The 17778-nt window shown below is 70.3% G+C and carries 19 protein-coding genes; 9 read left to right on the plus strand and 10 right to left on the minus strand.

From position 1 onward, the window contains the following. Positions 1-7 precede the first annotated feature (7 nt). Genes IEY87_RS00680 through IEY87_RS00715 form a run of 8 tightly spaced genes read right to left on the minus strand, consistent with a single transcriptional unit; the run spans position 8 to position 6307 of the window. Positions 8-400: a carboxymuconolactone decarboxylase family protein gene (locus IEY87_RS00680; RefSeq protein WP_189136481.1), complete on the minus strand. Its 393-nt coding sequence runs from the start codon at positions 398-400 to the stop codon at positions 8-10. After that, positions 397-813 (minus strand): cupin domain-containing protein, encoded by a 417-nt coding sequence (locus IEY87_RS00685; RefSeq protein ID WP_189136482.1) that lies wholly within the window; start codon positions 811-813, stop codon positions 397-399. The genes IEY87_RS00680 and IEY87_RS00685 overlap by 4 nt, the downstream gene beginning before the upstream one ends. After that, the gene (locus IEY87_RS00690) at positions 810-1706 is read right to left on the minus strand and encodes an NAD(P)-dependent oxidoreductase (RefSeq protein ID WP_229699270.1); all 897 of its coding nucleotides are present in this window, start codon (positions 1704-1706) and stop codon (positions 810-812) included. The genes IEY87_RS00685 and IEY87_RS00690 overlap by 4 nt, the downstream gene beginning before the upstream one ends. Beyond that, positions 1703-2557, minus strand: coding sequence for an SDR family NAD(P)-dependent oxidoreductase (locus IEY87_RS00695; protein ID WP_189136483.1), 855 nt, complete (start codon positions 2555-2557; stop codon positions 1703-1705). The genes IEY87_RS00690 and IEY87_RS00695 overlap by 4 nt, the downstream gene beginning before the upstream one ends. Beyond that, positions 2554-4035 (minus strand): flavin-containing monooxygenase, encoded by a 1482-nt coding sequence (locus IEY87_RS00700; protein ID WP_189136484.1) that lies wholly within the window; start codon positions 4033-4035, stop codon positions 2554-2556. Before IEY87_RS00700 ends, IEY87_RS00695 begins: the two co-directional genes overlap by 4 nt. A 14-nt stretch (positions 4036-4049) precedes the next feature. Beyond that, entirely contained in the window at positions 4050-4622 is a 573-nt protein-coding gene (locus tag IEY87_RS00705; RefSeq protein WP_189136485.1) for a carboxymuconolactone decarboxylase family protein, read from the minus strand. Beyond that, positions 4619-5533 carry a cupin domain-containing protein gene (locus IEY87_RS00710; RefSeq protein WP_189136486.1) on the minus strand — a complete coding sequence of 305 codons (915 nt, stop codon included), beginning with the start codon at positions 5531-5533 and terminating at the stop codon, positions 4619-4621. Before IEY87_RS00710 ends, IEY87_RS00705 begins: the two co-directional genes overlap by 4 nt. Before the next feature lie 12 nt (positions 5534-5545). Then, on the minus strand, positions 5546-6307 hold the full coding sequence (locus IEY87_RS00715) for an HpcH/HpaI aldolase family protein (RefSeq protein ID WP_189136487.1): 762 nt from the start codon (positions 6305-6307) through the stop codon (positions 5546-5548). A 247-nt stretch (positions 6308-6554) separates the two neighbouring features. Here IEY87_RS00715 and IEY87_RS00720 point away from each other — a divergent pair, with 247 nt between their 5' ends. The 9 genes from IEY87_RS00720 (at position 6555) to IEY87_RS00760 (ending at position 14650) form a co-directional block, all read left to right on the plus strand. After that, the gene (locus IEY87_RS00720; protein ID WP_189136488.1) at positions 6555-7307 is read left to right on the plus strand and encodes an IclR family transcriptional regulator; all 753 of its coding nucleotides are present in this window, start codon (positions 6555-6557) and stop codon (positions 7305-7307) included. A gap of 120 nt (positions 7308-7427) precedes the next feature. Next, on the plus strand, positions 7428-8477 hold the full coding sequence (locus tag IEY87_RS00725; RefSeq protein WP_189136489.1) for an extracellular solute-binding protein: 1050 nt from the start codon (positions 7428-7430) through the stop codon (positions 8475-8477). 8 nt (positions 8478-8485) lie between these two features. After that, positions 8486-9403, plus strand: a complete 918-nt coding sequence (locus IEY87_RS00730) for an ABC transporter permease (RefSeq protein ID WP_189136490.1) — start codon at positions 8486-8488, stop codon at positions 9401-9403. After that, the gene (locus tag IEY87_RS00735) at positions 9400-10188 is read left to right on the plus strand and encodes an ABC transporter permease (protein ID WP_225276862.1); all 789 of its coding nucleotides are present in this window, start codon (positions 9400-9402) and stop codon (positions 10186-10188) included. Before IEY87_RS00730 ends, IEY87_RS00735 begins: the two co-directional genes overlap by 4 nt. Further along, positions 10185-11291, plus strand: coding sequence for an ABC transporter ATP-binding protein (locus tag IEY87_RS00740; protein WP_189136491.1), 1107 nt, complete (start codon positions 10185-10187; stop codon positions 11289-11291). Before IEY87_RS00735 ends, IEY87_RS00740 begins: the two co-directional genes overlap by 4 nt. Further along, the gene (locus IEY87_RS00745) at positions 11288-12232 is read left to right on the plus strand and encodes a DUF6282 family protein (protein WP_225276861.1); all 945 of its coding nucleotides are present in this window, start codon (positions 11288-11290) and stop codon (positions 12230-12232) included. The genes IEY87_RS00740 and IEY87_RS00745 overlap by 4 nt, the downstream gene beginning before the upstream one ends. Further along, positions 12229-13023 (plus strand): N-acyl homoserine lactonase family protein, encoded by a 795-nt coding sequence (locus IEY87_RS00750; protein ID WP_189136492.1) that lies wholly within the window; start codon positions 12229-12231, stop codon positions 13021-13023. The genes IEY87_RS00745 and IEY87_RS00750 overlap by 4 nt, the downstream gene beginning before the upstream one ends. Before the next feature lie 38 nt (positions 13024-13061). Next, the gene (locus tag IEY87_RS00755) at positions 13062-13880 is read left to right on the plus strand and encodes an SDR family NAD(P)-dependent oxidoreductase (protein WP_225276860.1); all 819 of its coding nucleotides are present in this window, start codon (positions 13062-13064) and stop codon (positions 13878-13880) included. 20 nt (positions 13881-13900) lie between these two features. Beyond that, entirely contained in the window at positions 13901-14650 is a 750-nt protein-coding gene (locus IEY87_RS00760; protein WP_189136493.1) for a carboxymuconolactone decarboxylase family protein, read from the plus strand. Here IEY87_RS00760 and IEY87_RS00765 read toward each other — a convergent pair. Further along, the gene (locus tag IEY87_RS00765; RefSeq protein ID WP_189136494.1) at positions 14647-16008 is read right to left on the minus strand and encodes a maltokinase N-terminal cap-like domain-containing protein; all 1362 of its coding nucleotides are present in this window, start codon (positions 16006-16008) and stop codon (positions 14647-14649) included. The two genes, IEY87_RS00760 and IEY87_RS00765, sit on opposite strands and share 4 nt — an antisense overlap. A 3-nt stretch (positions 16009-16011) precedes the next feature. Beyond that, positions 16012-17712, minus strand: a complete 1701-nt coding sequence (gene treS / locus IEY87_RS00770; protein WP_189136495.1) for a maltose alpha-D-glucosyltransferase — start codon at positions 17710-17712, stop codon at positions 16012-16014. Positions 17713-17778 lie beyond the last annotated feature (66 nt).

Here is a 17778-nt window from a genome sequence, read left to right on the forward strand (position 1 = left end):
GTGGCGTTCAGGGGATCTTCACCCCTTCGGCGCGCAGTTCGCCGAGCGTGCGCTCGGCGATGCGGAACGATTCCAGCGCGGCGGGTACGCCGACGTAGACGGCCGCCTGCAGCAGCGCTTCCTGGATCTCCGCCTCGGTGACGCCGTTGGTGATCGCACCCCGTACGTGCACCGCCAGCTCGTGCCCGCGGTTCAGCGCGGTGAGCATGACCAGGTTGAGCAGGCTGCGGGTACGCCGGTCGAGGCCCTCCCTCGTCCAGACGGCCCCCCAGCAGTACTCGGTCACCAGCTCCTGCACCGGCCGGCTGAACTCGGTCACCGCGGCGAGCGAGCGCTCGACGTGCGCCGCGCCGAGCACCTCCTTGCGGGTGGCCAGACCGGCTTCGAAACGGTCGCTCATCGGGACTCCTCGTCGTGGGCCGCAGAGTAGTGGGCCGCGGTGTAGTCGTCGGGGCTGACCTCGTCGTACCAGTGGGTGGGGCCGAGGGAGATGGCGGTGTGCGTCATCAGGGTGGTCTCGGTCGCGCCGTGCCAGTGCCGCTCGCCGGGCGGCACCCAGACGGTGTCGCCGGGCAGCAGCCGGACGGCAGGGCCGCCCGCCGCGCAGACCCAGCCCTGTCCGGCCAGCACCTGGAGGATCTGGCCTTCGGCGTGCTCGTGCCAGTTGGTACGGGCTCCCGGGGTGAAGGTGACGAGGTTGATGGTGGTGCCGTCGGTGGTGGGCAGCACCGGGTCGGCCCACACGGTGCCGACGAACGTGGCGGACTTGACGACGGAGACCTCCCCGGCGGCGCGTCCGTGGACGATTCTCACTGCGTTCTTTCTCCTTCGTGTACGCGCACCCCGCCGGCGATGTCGCCGATGGCGTCGACCACGCGGTTGCTGATCTGGTCGGCGTACCCGAGGTTGGCGGCCAGGCCGAAGCTGGCCAGCGGCCCGGCCGCGTTCAGGGTGGGGACGCCGAGGTCGCGCAGGTGGTCCACGTACAGGACGATGTCCTTGGTCATCAGGGTGGAGGTCAGGCCGCCCTCCAGGTAGTCGCCGTCCACGATGTGCGGGAAGCGGTTGGCGGTGGCCCAGTTGGCGCCGCTGGAGGAGTTGAGCACGTCCAGGAGGGTGTGCGGGTCGAGCCCGGCCTTGCGGCCCGCGACCATGACCTCGCTGGTGGCGGCCAGGCTGACCGCGTTGAGGAAGTTGTTGAGCAGCTTGGCCGAGTGTCCGGCGCCGGGCCCGCCCAGGTGGAAGATCTTCTTCGCGAACGTCTCCAGCTGGGGCCGGATCCGCTCCAGCGCCTCCTGGTCGCCGCCGGTCATAAGGGTGAGCGTGCCCTTCTCGGCCGCGGCGGCGCCGCCGGAGACGCCGGCGTCGAGGTAGTGGCCGCCCTTGGCGTCCAGGAGCGCGGCGATCCGCCGGGTGGAGTCCGGGGCGGCGGTGCTCAGGTCGACGATGGTCAGACCGGCTCCAGCCTGGTCGAGCAGGCCGCCCTCGCCGAGCACGACCGCTTCCACGGCCCGGCTGTCGGGCAGCGAGAGGAAGATCAGCTCCGCGCCGGCCGCGATCTCGGCGAGGTCGCGGGCCGGGCTCGCGCCCGCGCGTTCGGCGCTGCCGGGCGCGGGGTCGTAGCCGAGGACGGGGTGCCCGGCGTCGGTCAGGCGGCGGGCGATCCGGCCGCCCATGTTGCCGAGGCCGACGAATCCGATGCTCACGCGCTGTCCCCCTTCGCCGCGATGACGCGGGCCGCCTCGTCCACGGCGGCGGGATCCCACGCGCCGGCGCCGCCGCCGGGGCGGACGGTGTTGACCCAGGCGGAGCCGCCGTCCACGGACAGCACCTCGCCGTTGACGTAGGAGGCGTCGGAGCTGAGCAGGAAGGCCACCGCCGCGGCCACCTCGTCGGAGGTGCCGGTGCGCCGCTGCGGGACGGTCGTGCCCCGTCGCCGCAGGTCGTCGCCCGCGCCGGGGCTGCCCGCCGAGCCGGCGAACAGGCCGGTGGGGACGAGCCCGGGGGCGACGGCGTTGACCCGGACGCCCTGCGGGCCGCCGTACATCGCGGCGCCGCGCATGACGCCGAGCACGCCGTGCTTGGACGACTCGTACGGCAGCAGGTCGTGGCTGCCGCGCAGGCTGGCGATCGACGCGGTCAGGACGATGGCTCCGCCGGCGCCTTGCGCGGCGTACTGGCGGAAGGCGGCGCGGACGCCGAGGAAGGCCCCGCGCAGGTTGACCGAGATGACCCGGTCGAAGTCCTCGACGGTGATCTCGGGCAGCCGGTCGAAGGTGCCGACGATGCCGGCGTTGAGGTGGTGCAGGTCCACCCGGCCGAATCGCTCGACGGCGGCGGCCACGTAGGCGTCGGTGTCGTCCGGGTCGGACACGTCGGCGCGGACGGCGAGCGCGGGCCCGGCGAGCTCGTCGGCGACCTTGCGGGCCCCGTCGAGTTCGACGTCCACCACGACGACCGACGCGCCCTCGCGCGACAGCAGCCTCGCGGTGGCCGCGCCGATGCCGGAGGCGGCTCCGGTGACGACGGCGACCGCGCCGTCGAATCTGCTGGTCATGACTTCCTCTCCGGTGATGTCCACCCCTGGTAGACCAGGCCACGCCGGGGCAGCGTGCGGCACAGCAGGTAGTAGACGAGGTGGGTGCGGGGCCACTGGGTGACGTTCGCGCCCGAGGACGAGTGGTAGTAGTTGTTGCAGCCGGCGTCCATGGCCGAGGCGTGCTTGGCGAGCTGGCGGTCCACCCAGCTCACGTGCCGGTCCAACGCCTCCTCGCGGGTGTCGACCAGCTTGGCGCCGCTCTTGCGGACCCGGCCGATGGCCCGTACGGCCACTTCGGCCTGGCGTTCGAGCTGGGCGATGATGGAGAAGCCGCCGTTGGTGTTGGGGCCGTACATGATGAAGAAGTTGGGGAAGCCGGGCACGGTCACGCCGAGGAAGGCGCGGGGGCGCTCGCCCCAGAACTCCTGGATCTCCTTGCCCCGCCGGCCGGTCACGGTGAAGCCGGACAAGAACCTGGTGGGCTGAAAGCCGGTGCTCAGGATGAGCACGTCGATCGGATGCTCGGTGCCCTGGTCGTCGACCACGCCCTTCTCGGTGACCTTGCTGACCGCGTGCGGCACGAGGTCGACGTTGGGCCGGTTGAGCGCCGGGTAGAAGCCACTGGCGAAGATCGGCCGCTTGCATCCCCACGGGTAGGAGGGGGTGACCGCGGCGCGCACGGCGGGATCGTCGATGGCGGAGTCGATGTAGCGCAGGCACAGGTCGCGCATTCTGCGCTGCTCGCGCCCGCCCGTGTCGTAGGCCTTGAAGCGCCGCATCGAGTCGCGGAAGAGCTTGTAGCGGTAGAGCCGGCGCAGCAGGGGCAGCCGCTGGAAGCGGGACCGCTCGGCCGGGGTGAAGGTCCGCTCGCCCTTGGGCTCCACCCAGCCGGGCTCACGCTGGAAGACCGCCAGCCGCTCGACCTGCGGGGCGATGGCGGGCACGATCTGCACCGCGGTGGATCCGGTGCCGACGACGGCGACCCGCTTGCCGGTCAGCTCCACCTCGGCGTCCCAGCGGGAGGTGTGGAACGACACGCCGCCGAACTCGTCCAGGCCGGGCCACGACGGGTAGCGGGGCACGTTCAGGAGCCCCACGGCACTGATCACGAAGCGGTACGGCCGCCGCTCGCCGTCATCGGTGGTCACCAGGTAGTGCCCGGCGTCGTCGTCCCAGGCGACGGACTCGACCCGGACGCCGAACCGGAAGTGCGGCCGCAGGGCGAAGTGGTCCACCACGGTCTCGGCGTAGACCTGCAGCTCCGGCTGGGTCGCGTGGGTGCGCGGCCAGTCGTAGGGCATGAAGGAGAAGGAGTAGGCGTGCGAGGGGATGTCCACCTCGCAGCCGGGGTACCGGTTGTCCCACCAGGTGCCGCCCGGTGCCGGTGACTGCTCGAAGATGGTGAAGTCGGTGATCCCCGCCTGCTGGAGCTTGACGGCCGCGGCGATGCCGCCGAAGCCACCGCCGATGATCGCCACATGGGTTTCTCCGGGCACGAGTTGGCCCCCTTTCAGGGCTGGACCGGCGGCCGGACGTCGAAGACGGCCAGTTGCGTGGCGATGTGCTGATACCAGCCGACGATCACCGTGACCTCGAAGAGCCCGGCTTCGCCGAGGGCGGTGACGGCGCGCTCGTAGGCGTCGTCGTCCAGAGCCCCGGTGCGCAGCAGGATGCGGGAGGTCTCGTGGACGACGCGTTCCCGCTCGTCGGTGAGGCCGGGGTCCGCGCCCGCGCACAGCGCGTCGACCTCCTGCTGGGACAGCCCGGCGGCCGGCCCGGCGAGCCGGTGGGCGTACATCTCGTACGGGCTGTCGCGGTGCTGGGCGACGGAGAGGATGATGATCTCGCGGCAGCGGGCGCTGAGGGAGATCTCGAACCGGACCGCCGCGCCGAGCTGCTCGAAGGCGCTGCCGATCGCGGGGTTGAGCAGCCAGGCGTTGCACGGTCCCGTCAGGGCGCCGGCCTCGTCGATGATGGGAAAGGCCCTGGTCTGGGTGGCGCGGCGGCCGTTGACCAGCGCGTCGTAGATGCTCCACTGCCGGGCGTCGAGCTCGTCGGGGCCGATCGAGGGGATCCTGCTCATGAGGCGGCCTCGGGCATGGGGTAGTCGGCGGCGTTCAGCACCCAGCCGTCCATGAGGGAGAAGTCGGTGCGCGGCGGGGAGAAGATGTCGATCAGGTGGTTGACGCCCGCGTCCGTCGCCTGGCTGGTGTGCACGGCGGGCGGCGGGATGATCGTGAGCGACGGGCTGTCGCAGTGCTCGTGCTCGTCCTCGCGCCACTGGCTCAGGTCGGTGGTCCAGGGCCAGCGCAGGTGATGGGTGAACGCGCCGTCGATGACGAGCGAGCACTGCTCGAAGTCGTCGTGCGAGTGCGGGGACATGCGGGTGGTGTCGCGCGGGCCATTGCGGGGATGGGTGACGTTCACCATGAACGAGCTGCACCGGAAGATACGGAAGGCGGGCTCGGTCAGGCCGGGCACGTCGAGGTCGTAGGTGCGCAGCTGGAACCCGCCGACCGGATCCGGCCAGGAGATGAGCGGGGCGACGCCGGGGTGCGGCTCGTCGTAGGCGGCGGCGTTGGCGGCCTCGCCGGGGGCGGCGCCGGAACGGGCGGTGAAGATCGTGATGACCCGGCCGCTGCCCTCAAGCCGTACGTCGGCCGCGTCCGGCGGGATGAACGTGAGCGTCTGGCCGGCGACCGTGGTGGTCTTCCCGTCAATGGTGACGGTCGCCGACGTGGTCGCCTCCGGCATCAGCACGGCGCATTCGTCGGAGGTCTCCGGCACCGTGAACCCGGTGGGCGTGACCAGGTCGGTGTAGCCGATCACCAGGTGCTGGCTGCGGCCGTACCAGGTGCGGGTGTCCCCGTCGGTGGTGACGGCGGGCAGCTCGTAGAACTTCACGTGGCTGGCGGGCGAGTAGATGCCGTCCGGCTGCCGCGTCGCCGTCGCCGTGGGGAGGGCTGAGCGCGCGTCGCTCGGGTCGTAAGGCATGGTGCGTCCTTTCTAGGGGTGGGAGATGACGGCGTTGCGGCGGATCTCGGCGGCGGCGTTGCCGAAGATGCCCGCGTCGTTGCCGATCATGACGAAGGAGAAGCCGCGTTCGGCCGCCGCGCGCGCCGCCGCGGCGTCCCGGCAGGCGGTGCCGACCGGCAGGTCACGGGCGCGGGCGGCCGACAGGAGCTCGTCGGCATGCCGCTGCAGGAGGGGGTCGTCGGCGGCCAGGCCGGTGGACATCGTCAGGTCGCCCATGCCGAGGAAGGCGGCGTTGAGCCCCGGCGTGTCCAGGATCTCCGTGACTTGTTCGAGTGCCGAGAGGTCTTCGAGCTGGGGGATGCGCAGGGTCTCCTCGTTGCCTCGCCGGACGTAGTCGGCCGTGGAGTCGAGGCCCCACGTGCCGGCGCGGGAGGTGGTGCCGAGGCCGCGCCCGCCGCTCGGCGGGAAGAGCATGCCGTTCATCGCGCGCTCGGCGTCCTCGCGGCCGGTCACGTGCGGGACGAGGATGCCGTCGGCGCCGATGTCGAGGACGCGCTGCAGGTGGCTGCCGCCGGCGTCGGGCACGCGGACCAGCGCGTGCATGCCGAGCCCTTGGGCGACGACGACCGCGCGATAGGTCGACTCCAGGGTCATGGGGCTGTGCTCCATGTCGGCGACCACGAAATCGAAACCCGCGCGGGCCAGGAGCTCGACGGTCTCCAGCGCGGGGATCTTGACCCAGGTCCCGATCAGGCACCGGGTGCTTTCGCGGAGGTGTTGGAGCATGCGCATGAATCCTCCTGTCCCTCATTGAGGGATGAGAGTTCTAGTAAGCGGGATAGGGGTGACGGTAGGCTTTCGGATGCGCTGCGTCAAGAGTCACGTTTTGAACACCTACTTTTCTTGAAGTAGAAATGCCGTGGAAACCTTGACGGCCCCGGTAGGGCGTGTTCTACAGTCCGACGTACCGGATGAGGGAATCGAAAATCCGCAATGCGGGACAAGCCCTGATCTGGATCGAGCGCCGGGAGGGCCGCACGTGACAATCCCCGACATCCCCAGCGGTGACCTTCAGGTCGTCGCCCGAGTGGTCCAGTTGCTGCGACTGCTCGGCGAGGCCGGGACCATCGACCTCGTGTCGGCCGCCCAGGAGTTGAGCGTGGGAAAGTCCACGGCGCACCGCTACCTGGCCTCGATGGAGAACCACGGCATGCTCCAGCGCCGTGACCGCAACCGCTACGAGTTCGGTCCGCTCCTGGCCGAGCTGGGCACCATGGCCCTGTCCCGGCTGGGCGTGGTCAACGTGGCGCAGCCGGTCATGGAGCAGATCAGCCTGCGGGTCCGGCACACGGTCGTGCTCACGATCTGGAACGGCCGGCAGGCGGTGGTGGTCCAGGTCCACGAGGACAGCAGCCGTACGGCTCACGTCTCGATACGGACGGGAAGTCTGCTGCGGGCGGGGACGGCGCAGGACTGCGTGTTCCGCGCCTTCCAGGACCAGTCCTTCTACCACTTCCGCAAGGAAGTGCCGAATCTCGGGCAGGAGGCTGACGGGCTGGAAGAGGTACGCCGGACCGGCGTCGCCATCCGATCGAGCGCCAGCGAGGGAGTGCGCGCGGTGGCGGTCCCGATCAGGGACGCGGCCGATCGCGTCGTGGCCGCGCTCGCGGTGATCGGCGTGACGCAGCTCGTACCGGATGAGGACGACAGCGATGTAGTGATGACCCTGCGTGAGGGCGCGCAGGCCATCCACCAAGCACTGAGCGCATCACTTGAGCGCGCAGGGGAGTGATCGACGCTCTCGTGCACCGCGACCGGCGAACGCCGGCCACGGACGAGTGATCGGGGGTGGACCCGGAGCCGTGACGTTCACCTTGGCCGTGACGGCTCTCCACTCAAGAAAGGCAACGACATGAGGCACAACCATCTTCTGGCCCTGGCGGCCACCGGCCTGCTGCTGGCCGCCACGGCGGCGTGCGGCGCTAACTCCTCGACCGAAGCGACCAAGACACTCACCTGGGCCAGCACGGGCGGCCAGTTCCAGGAGGACGAGAAGAAGGCCCTGCAGGCGCCCTTCACGGCCAAGAGCGGCACCCAGTTCGTCAACGTGAGCCCCGCGGACGCCTCCCAGGTCAAGGCCATGGTCGCGTCCGGCAACACCGCCTGGGACCTGGCCAACATGAGCTGGATCTACGCCGGCGCCTACTGCGGGGAGCTCTACGAGAAGCTGGACGATCCGGCGCTCGACCGCAGCAAGTTCCCGCCGGGAACGACCCACGACTGCTTCGTGCCGACCTACCGCTACGCCAACGTCTTCAGCTACAACGCGGACATGTTCAAGGGCGAGGCCCCCTCCAAGATCGCGGACTTCTTCGACGTCAAGCGGTTCCCGGGCAAGCGCATCGTCCATGACTATCCCAAGAGCGGCCTGCTCGAAGCCGCCCTGGTGGCCGACGGCGTGGCACCCGACAAGGTCTACCCGCTGGACCTGGAGCGCGCGCTGCGCAAGCTCGACACCATCAAGTCGTCCCTCGTGTTCGCCCCCAGTTACGGCGCGATCCAGCAGATGATGGTGGACAAGCAGGGCTCGATGGTCCTCACCGTGACGGCCCGCAGCATCGTGACCGCCCAGAGCGGCGCGAACCTCAAGGCGGTCTGGGACTTCACCACCGTCGACATCGGCGCCCTGGTGATCCCCAAGGGATCCCCCAACAAGGCGCTGGCCCAGCAGGCGCTCGCCTTCGTCACCGAACCGGCGCAGGCCAAGGCGTACGCCGAGCTGACGGGCACGGCGCCCGCGCGTGCCGACGTGGACATCTCCACCATCGGGTACAGCGACGTCCAGAAGGCCTTCAACGCGTTCCTGCCCGACCGCGGCACCCTGCTTGAGCAGGACAAGCCCTGGTGGATCGAGAACACCGACATGGTCACCAAGCGCTGGACGAGCTGGAAGGTCAGCTAGGTAATCACATGCCGGCCTCAACCGCGTCCCCGCCGACCGCCGCTTCCGCGCCGCCGGCCGGCCGCCGCCCGGCGGCCCGGCGGCGGCGGGCCGCAGCCCTGCTGCTGCTCCTGCCCGCCCTGATCGCCCTGATCTTGTTCTTCGTGCTGCCGCTGCTCGACATCATCATCGGCAGCTTCACCGACCCCGAACCCGGTCTGGGCAACTACCTGGCGCTCTTCAGCGACGGCTACACGCTGCGCGTGCTGGGCCGTACGCTGCTCGTCGCCCTGATCGTCACGCTGGTGGGCCTGCTGCTGGGCTACCCGTACGCCTACATGATGACGCTGGCGAGCCCCACCACCCGGGCGGTCATGGTGACCGTCGTGCTGGTGCCCTTCTGGACGAGCATGATGGCGCGCAACTTCGCGTGGATGGTGCTGATCCAGGACGGCGGGGTGGTGCAGGGCATCCTCAGCCTGGTCGGGCTGAGCGGCGTCACGCTGCTCGGCACCGCGACCGGCGTGGCCCTGTCGATGACCCAGGTGCTGCTGCCGTTCATGGTGCTGCCGATGTTCAGCGTGATGCAGCAGATCGACCGCCGGCTGCTGCTCGCCGGGCAGAGCCTGGGCGCCAGCCGCCTGTCGACCTTCCGTAAGGTCTACCTGCCGCTGTCGCTGCCGGGCGTCATCTCGGGCGGGTCGCTGGTCTTCGTGCTGGCGCTCGGCTTCTACGTGACGCCGGCGCTGCTCGGCTCCCCGCAGAGCGCGCTCATCGCGCAGATCATCAGCGTCCGCACCCGCGACCTGCTCGACTTCGGCGGCGCGGGCGCGATGGGCGTCCTCATCCTGGTCGTGACGTTGATCGCGCTGGGCGCCAGCAGGCGGCTGGCAGGCACGGGCACGGCGGTCGCCGCCCACGCCGTGGCAGCGGGAGGTGACAGGTGAACGCGCGTCCCTGGCTGAAGATCGTGTCCGTGCTCGTGGGCCTCTTCCTCACGGTGCCGACGCTCGTCGTCATCCCGATGAGCTTCTCCTCCTCCCAGACGTTCAGGTTCCCGCCCCAGGGCTGGTCCCTGCAGTGGTACGAGCGGCTGTTCACCTCGCCCGAGTGGAGCACCGCGATCCTGAACTCCCTCCAGGTCGGGCTGCTGACGACCCTGCTGGCCACCACCCTCGGCACCGCCGCGGCGCTGGGCCTGGCCATGCTGGGCAGCAGAGCGCGCGGCCTGGCGACCGGGTTCCTGCTGTCCCCGATCATCATCCCGAACATCCTCATCGCCCTGGTGGTCTTCTCGGCCTTCCTGCGGCTGTCGCTGACCGGCACCCTGTTCGGCATCGCGCTGGCGCACACCGCCATCGCCCTGCCGTTCGTGGTGATCGCGGTGACGGCGCGGCTGCAGGGCATGGACGCGTCCCTGCAGAAGGCCGGCACCAGCCTCGGCGCGGGGCCGCTGTCCGTCTTCAGGAAGATCACCCTTCCGCTGGCGCTGCCGGGCGTGCTCTCAGGCGCGGTCCTGGCCTTCATCACCTCTTTCGACGAGGTGGTCATCTCGCTGTTCCTGCAGTCGCCGACCACGCTCACACTCCCCGTCCAGATGTTCAACAGCGTGACCGTGCAGATCGACCCGACCATCTCGGCGGCGTCGAGCCTGATGGTCGTGCTGGTCAGCGGCCCCATCCTGCTCGCGCAGGTGATCGGCGCGCGCCGAGGAAAGGCAGGTAGGCAATGACGGCCGGTGACGGACGGATCGAGCTGACGGATCTGTGCAAACGGTACGGCTCAGGGCCACTCGTGGTGGACCACGTCAACATCGACATCGCGTCGGGCGAGTTCATCACCCTGCTCGGGCCGAGCGGCTCGGGCAAGACCACCACGCTCAACATGATCGCGGGCTTCACCGACGTCACCTCGGGGACCATCAAGCTGGGCGGGCGCGACATCGCGCCGCTCCCGCCGCACCGGCGCGCCTTCGGCATGGTCTTCCAGAGCTACGCGCTCTTCCCGCACATGACGGTCGCGCAGAACGTCGCCTTCCCCCTGCGTGAGCGCAAGGTGGCGAAGGAGGAGATCGCCCGGCGGGTGGAGGAGACGCTGCGCCTGGTCGACCTCGGCGGCATGGGCGGGCGGCGGCCCGACGAGCTGTCGGGCGGCCAGCAGCAGCGGGTCGCGCTGGCCCGCGCGGTGGTCTTCTCGCCCAGCGTGCTGCTGCTCGACGAGCCGCTCAGCGCCCTGGACCGCAAGCTCAGGCAGACCCTCCAGCAGGAGATCAAGCGCCTGCACGAGGAGCTGAAGCTCACCTTCGTCTTCGTCACCCACGACCAGGACGAGGCCATGTCGCTGTCGGACCGCATCGCGGTCTTCAACGCGGGCCGCGTCGAGCGCATCGGCACCCCGGCCGACCTCTACCGCGACCCCGGCACCCGGTTCGTGGCCGGCTTCCTCGGCGAGTCCAACCTCTTCAGCGGCCGGCTGCGACCCGGCGGCGTGTACGAGTGGGCCGGGCACAAGTGGGCCGTGCGCGACGCCGACGGCCTGCCCGCCGGCCGCGACCTCGTCGTACGCCCGGAGCGGCTGCTCCTCGCCGCCGCGCCCACCGACGTGCCGGCCGGCGTGAACAGCGTCCAGGCGAAGGTGACCGGCCTGTTCTTCCAGGGCACGCACCAGCGCGCCGAACTCGACTACGGCGACGGCATGACGGGCTGCGCCGTGCTGTCCCCCGACGCCATGGCCGGCATCCGGGCAGGCAGCAGCGTGACCGCCTACTGGGACCCCGCGCACCAGGTGCTGGTGACCCCGCCGACCGACCCCCATCCCAACGAGGAGACCGCATGACCCAGCCCGCTGCCTCACTGCTCGATCCGGAGCTGGACGGCGACCGGCTCACCGCCGACCCGGAGGCCGACGCGCTCCTCGTGGGCGCCGTGGACCTGCACGAGCACCCCGGGCCGAGCCCGTTCCCCCGGCGGATGACGCTCCTGGACGCCGCCAGGGACGCCGAGGGCGCCGGCTTCGAGGCCATCGTGGCCAAGTCCCACCACCACAGCATGGTCACCGACATCCTGGCGCTCGGCCAGGCCGGGCTGGACGAGCTGTCCGTGAAGGTCTTCGGCGGCATCGCGCTCAACCAGACCGTGGGCGGCCTGAACCCGCACGCCGTCGAGCTGGCCCTGCGGATGGGCGGCCGGGTGGTGTGGTTCCCCACCCTGTCCTCGGCGGCGCACATCGACCACCACCGCGACCACGACACCGGCTTCCCCACCTCCGTCGTGCAGCTGCGGCCCAACGACGTGATCACCATCCTCGGCCAGGACGGCAAGGTGCTGCCGGAGGTGCGCGACATCCTGTCGGTCATCGCCGCCGAGGAGGCGATCATGACCTGCGGTCACCTGGGCGTCGAGGAGACGACCAAGCTGATCGAGGCCGCCAAGCAGGAGGGCGTGCGGCGCATCCTGGTCAACCATCCCTGCTTCGTCGTCGGCGCCTCCGTCGAGCAGGCCGCGGAGTGGGCCCGGCAGGGCGCGCACATCGAGCACTGCCTGGTGATGTACTTCGGCCGTCCCGAGCGCCGCAGGGACCTCGGCGAGCTGCTGGCCTTCATCGAGGCGGTCGGCCCCGAGCAGACCGTGCTGTCGTCGGACTCCGGCCAGACGAACAACCCGCTGCCCGTCACGCTGTTCCGGCGCGGGGCGCGCGGGCTCCTGGACGCGGGGCTGGCCGAGGGCGACGTCCGCCGCATGCTCGGCGCGAACGCGAGCGCGCTGGTAGGCCGATGAGCGGCGCCACGTACGAGGTGCTGGCCGTCCGCTACGGCACCCGCGCGACCACCCGCGCCCAGACCTTCTTCAACCACCACGTCTACCGCGAGGCCGACAGCCCCATCGACCTGGACTTCTACCTCTGGGTGGCCAGGAACGACGAGCGCACCGTGGTGATCGACACCGGCTACAGCGCTGCCACCAAGGGGCACCGCATGGCGCGCACCGAGCTGACCGACCCGCTCGCCACCCTGGCCGAGCTGAACGCGCGGCCCGAGGCGTCCCCCCAGGTGATCATCACGCACGCGCACTACGACCACATGGGCAACCTGGACGCCTACCCCTCCTCCGAGGTGGTCATCGCGCGCGCCGAGTTCGACTTCTGGACCGGCCCGTACGCCACCCGCCCGCAGTTCGCCTGCACCGTCGAGGAGAACGAGATCGCCCACCTGCGCGAGGTCCGCGAGCAGGGCCGGGCCACGCTCGTGGAGGGCGTCGCCCAGGTGGCGCCCGGCATCGAGGCGATCACGGTCGGCGGCCACACGCCGGGCCAGCTCGTCGTGCGGGTGGCGACGGAGACCGGGCACGCCGTGCTCGCCTCCGACGCGGCGCACTTCTACGAGGAGGTGGAGCTGGACCGGCCGTTCACCTACCTCACCGACCTGACCGACACCTACCGCGCCTACGAGCAACTGCGCGAGATGACCGGCGAGCCCGGCGAGGTGCTGGTGGCGGGGCACGACGCCGACGTGATGCGGCGCTTCCCGGCGGTGCCCGGCGGCGGCGGACAGGTGGTGCGCGTTGGCTGAGCGAGGAGCGAGCTCGCCGGCAGGGAAGGCGGTGCGTGTTGGCTGAGCAAGGAGCGAGCTCGCTGGCCGGGAAGGTGGCCGTGGTCACCGGCGGCGGCAGCGGCATCGGCGCGGCCACTGCCCGGCGCCTGTCGCGGGACGGGGCGCACGTCGTCGTGGTGGACGTCAACGGCGACGCCGCCGCCTCGGTGGCGGGCGACCTGCCCGGCCGGGCCGTCGCGGTGACCGCGGACATCTCCACCGAAGAGGGCGTGGACGCCTACATCGGCGCGGCGCTGGAGGAGTTCGGCGCGATCGACCTGCACCACCTGAACGCCGGCGTGCTCGGCACCATGGCACCCCTGCCCGACGTGGCGGCGGCCGACTTCGACCAGGTCATCGCGGTGAACCTGCGCGGCGCCTTCCTCGGGCTGCGCGCCGCCTTCCGGTGCTACCGCGACCAGGAGACGGGCGGCGCCGTGGTCGTCACCGCGTCGATCTCCTCCCTGCGCGGCGCCGACGACCAACTGCCCTACCAGACGTCCAAGCACGGCCTGCTCGGCCTGGTGCACGGCGCCGCCATGTACGGCGGGCCGCGCGGGGTGCGGGTCAACGCGGTGGCCCCCGGCCTGGTGCCGACCGGCATCTTCGCCTCCTCGGGCGACGCATCCCGCGCCGCCACGGTGAGCCGGCGGGGCGGCACCATCCCCATGCGGCGGGTCGGCACCACCGACGAGATCGCCGGCGTGGTGGCCTTCCTGCTCGGTGACGACGCGGCGTACGTCACCGGAGAGGTCGTGTCCGCCGACGGCGGCGCGTTCATGGTCAACACCGTGACCCGTAGCGGCGGCGCGGGCGCGTGGACGCCCGCGGACTGACGAGTGAAAGGAACCACCCGATGACGCTCACCCCCGAGCAGCAGAAGATCAAGGACGAGTTCATCCAGGTGCGCGGCACCTGGGGGGAGTCGTGGGAGAGCATGCTCCGGCTGGACGCCGGCTTCCTCGAGTCCTACCTGCGCCTGTCCGCGGTGCCCTGGAACAGGGAGCACCTGCCGGCCAAGGTCAAGGAGTTCATCTACATCGCGATGGACGCCGCCGCCACCCACCTCTACCTCCCCGGCGTCCGGCAGCACATCCGCGCCGCCCTCAAGCACGGCGCGACCGGCGAGGAGATCATGGAGGTGCTGGAGCTGACCGCCACCCTCGGCATCCACGCCTGCAACATCGGCGTGCCGCTGCTGATGGAGGTGCTGGAGGAGGAGGGGCTGCGCACCGGCCCGGCCCCGCTCGACGAGCGCCGGGAGCGCCTGAAGGCCGACTTCACCGACAAGCGCGGCTACTGGCACGCATTCTGGGACGGCCTGCTGGAGCTGGACCCGGACCTGTTCGAGGCGTACCTGGACTTCTCCGGCGTGCCGTGGACGACCGGGGTGCTGGAGCCGAAGGTCAAGGAGCTGGTCTACATCGCCTTCGACGCCTCCGCCACGCACCTCTACCAGCCGGGGCTCAAGCTGCACATGCGCAACGCCATCGGCTACGGCGCCACCCCTGAAGAGATCATGGAAGTGCTCGCCATCGTCAGCGTCGTCGGCATCCACGCCGTCGTCGAGGGCGCGCCCATCCTCCAGGAGGAGCTGGGCGGCTAACGGAACGCGGCCAGCGGGATGGAGATCCACGACGGCCGGTTGCGGGACTCGTAGATCACTTCGTACACCGCCTTGGACAGCTCGAACGCGCGCAGCAGGGCGGCGTCCGCGGCGGTGATCGTGCCGCCGCCCTCGACATACCCCTCAAGGAACGCGGCCCTGTTGCGCTCGGCCCACTGGTCGGCCTTGGGCTCCAGCTTGTCCGCCTCGGCATGGCCGGCCAGCAGGTGCCTGGCGGCGTAGTCGAAGGAGCGGAGCATCCCGGCCACGTCGCGCAGCGGCGACGACATCGCCCGGCGCTCGGCCAGCGGCTGGCCCGGCTCGCCCTCGAAGTCGAGCACCACCCAGTCCGTGGTCGTGCGCATCACCTGGCCGAGGTGATAGTCGCCGTGCACCCGCTGCACGGCCACCTCGGCGGTCAGCTCCTCGACCCGGTGGTAGGCCGCCTCCAGCATGCCGACGTGCTCGCGCAGCTCCGGGACCTCGGCCGCCGCCCGGCCGAGCTTGCGCCGCAGGCCCTCGGCCATCCGCTTGACCTCGTGCGGCTCGACCGTGCCGGTCGGGAAGGCCGTGGCCAGCTCGCGGTGGATGCGCGCGGTGGCGCCGCCGAGCCGGGCCGCCTCGGCGGCGAAGTCTCCCCCGGCCTCCGCCGCGGTGACGTCGGGCAGCGAGTTGTACAGGTCGCGCACGCTGGTCAGCGCCAGGTCCCAGCCGTCGGTGGAGTTGGACAGGAACTCCTGGAGGATGGCGAGCGTGGTCGCGGTGCCGTCGAGGTCGATCTCCATCCATCCGTACGGCTGGGCGATGTGCGGGGCCTGCCGGGCGGCCAGCGCGGTGACGATCTCCAGCTCGGGATTGACCCCGGGGATGAGCCGGCGGAACAGCTTGCAGATGTACGCGTCGCCGTACACCAGTGAGGTGTTGGACTGCTCGGCCCCCAGCACCATGCTGCGGACGCCGGAGTCGATCCCGACGCCGGGCAGGTGCTCGAAGCGCACCACGCCCTGCTCGGTGTCGCCCGCCATGGACTCCAGGATCCAGTGGGTCAGCTCCGGGTCGTGGGCGGCGTCGTAGACGTGCCACCACGGGTGGGAGGGGCCGTTCTCGAAGGCGTACGGGCCGCACTGGCCGATGAGGGCGTGCTGGAGGGTGTCGGGGAGGTCGGCGCGCATGCCGAGCAGGAGCTGGTAACGCTCACGGGAGCCGTCCTGCCACACCGACACGATCAGGTGGCGCAGGCCGGGGTCGCCGGCTTCGATGGTGACGTCGGAGTCGATCGACAGAGTGTCGATCGGGCGCCCCTTGCCGCCGAACCAGCGCTGATGTCCGATCCATGCGGCAAGGAGCTCGTCCAGCACGTCTTACTCCTCCTGGGTGATGGCCGGTGGGAGGGTGAACCAGTAGAACCCATGCCCAGGAAGTGTCAAAAGATACGGAAGCTCGCCAATCGGTGGAAATGGAACTCCACCCATCGTCTCGACGGGCGAGACGCCGACGAATCGCCGCAGGTCCAGCTCCACCGGCTGCGGGAAGCGGGACAGGTTGTTCACGCAGAGCATGCGGTCGTCGCCCAGCTCGCGGACGAACGCCAGCACGCTCGGGTTGGAGGAGTTGAGCTCGGCGAACTCGCCCAGCCCGAAGACCGGATGGCGCTTGCGGATCTCGATCATGCGCCTGGTCCAGTGCAGCAGTGAGCCGGCGCTCTTCTGCTGGGCCTCGACGTTCAGGGCCTGGTAGCCGTAGATCGGGTCCATGATGACCGGCAGGTAGAGCCGTCCCGGGTCGCAGTCGGAGAAGCCCGCGTTGCGGTCGGGGTCCCACTGCATGGGGGTGCGCACGCCGTCGCGGTCGCCGAGCCAGATGTTGTCGCCCATGCCGATCTCGTCGCCGTAGTAGAGCACCGGCGAGCCCGGCAGCGACAGCAGCAGCGCGGTGAACAGCTCGATCTGGTTGCGGTCGTTCTCCAGCAGGGGCGCCAGACGGCGGCGGATGCCGACGTTGGCCCGCATCCGCGGATCCTTGGCGTACTCGGTGTACATGTAGTCGCGTTCCTCGTCCGTCACCATTTCGAGGGTGAGCTCGTCATGGTTGCGGAGGAAAATACCCCATTGGCAGTGTTCGGGGATTTTCGGGGTTTGTGCGAGGATTTCCGAGATGGGGTAACGCGACTCCCTGCGCACCGCCATGAAAATGCGCGGCATCAGCGGGAAGTGGAAGGCCATGTGGCACTCGTCCCCGCCGCCGACCGGGTCGCCGAAGTATTCGACCACGTCGGAGGGCCACTGGTTGGCCTCGGCGAGCAGCACCCGGTCGGGGTAGATCCGGTCGACCTCCTTGCGGACCCGCTTGAGGTATTCGTGCGTCCTCGGCAGGTTCTCGCAGTTGGTGCCCTCCTCCTCGAACAGGTAGGGCACCGCGTCCAGCCGGAACCCGTCGATGCCCAGGTCCAGCCAGAAGCGCAGCACCTCCAGCATCGCGTCCTGCACGGCCGGGTTCTCGTAGTTGAGGTCCGGCTGGTGGTGGAAGAAGCGGTGCCAGTAGTACTGCCCGCGCACCGGGTCGTAGGTCCAGTTGGACGTCTCGGTGTCGATGAAGATGATCCGGGCGTCGGAGTAGGCGGTGTCGGTGTCGGACCAGACGTAGAAGTCGCCGAACGGCCCCTCGGGGTCGTGCCGGGAGGCCTGGAACCAGGGGTGCGCGTCGCTGGTGTGGTTCATCACGAGGTCCGCTATGACGCGCATGCCGCGCTTGTGCGCCTCGTCGACCAGTTTCACGAAGTCTCCGAGATCGCCGAACTCGGGGAGGATCTTCATGAAGTCCGCGATGTCGTAACCGCCGTCGCGCAGCGGCGACTCGAACAGCGGCAGCAGCCAGAGGCAGTCCACGCCGAGCCACTGCAGATAGTCGAGCTTGTCGATCAGGCCCTTGATGTCACCCGTGCCGTCTCCGTTGGAGTCGGCGAAGCCCCTGATCAGGACCTCATAGAAGACCGCGCGTTTGTACCAGTAAGGATCGCGCGGCTTCTCCTCGTCGAAGGAGTTGGGTATGGGTGTGGAGCTCATGGGCTCTCCCTTGGGGGGCTCATGAGGGAGGCGCTAACACACACGTTGAAGACTCCCCGCTGAATT

Source organism: Nonomuraea glycinis (genome assembly GCF_014646515.1).
Classification (GTDB): domain Bacteria; phylum Actinomycetota; class Actinomycetes; order Streptosporangiales; family Streptosporangiaceae; genus Nonomuraea; species Nonomuraea glycinis.

Coding starts and splice junctions, on each gene's coding strand:
- IEY87_RS00680 (WP_189136481.1), bottom strand. CDS start 400: ATGAGCGACCGTTTCGAAGCCGGTCTGGCCACCCGCAAGGAGGTGCTC.
- IEY87_RS00695 (WP_189136483.1), bottom strand. CDS start 2,557: ATGACCAGCAGATTCGACGGCGCGGTCGCCGTCGTCACCGGAGCCGCC.
- IEY87_RS00705 (WP_189136485.1), bottom strand. CDS start 4,622: ATGAGCAGGATCCCCTCGATCGGCCCCGACGAGCTCGACGCCCGGCAG.
- IEY87_RS00710 (WP_189136486.1), bottom strand. CDS start 5,533: ATGCCTTACGACCCGAGCGACGCGCGCTCAGCCCTCCCCACGGCGACG.
- IEY87_RS00715 (WP_189136487.1), bottom strand. CDS start 6,307: ATGCGCATGCTCCAACACCTCCGCGAAAGCACCCGGTGCCTGATCGGG.
- IEY87_RS00725 (WP_189136489.1), top strand. CDS start 7,428: ATGAGGCACAACCATCTTCTGGCCCTGGCGGCCACCGGCCTGCTGCTG.
- IEY87_RS00730 (WP_189136490.1), top strand. CDS start 8,486: ATGCCGGCCTCAACCGCGTCCCCGCCGACCGCCGCTTCCGCGCCGCCG.
- IEY87_RS00740 (WP_189136491.1), top strand. CDS start 10,185: ATGACGGCCGGTGACGGACGGATCGAGCTGACGGATCTGTGCAAACGG.
- IEY87_RS00745 (WP_225276861.1), top strand. CDS start 11,288: ATGACCCAGCCCGCTGCCTCACTGCTCGATCCGGAGCTGGACGGCGAC.
- IEY87_RS00750 (WP_189136492.1), top strand. CDS start 12,229: ATGAGCGGCGCCACGTACGAGGTGCTGGCCGTCCGCTACGGCACCCGC.
- IEY87_RS00760 (WP_189136493.1), top strand. CDS start 13,901: ATGACGCTCACCCCCGAGCAGCAGAAGATCAAGGACGAGTTCATCCAG.
- treS (WP_189136495.1), bottom strand. CDS start 17,712: ATGAGCTCCACACCCATACCCAACTCCTTCGACGAGGAGAAGCCGCGC.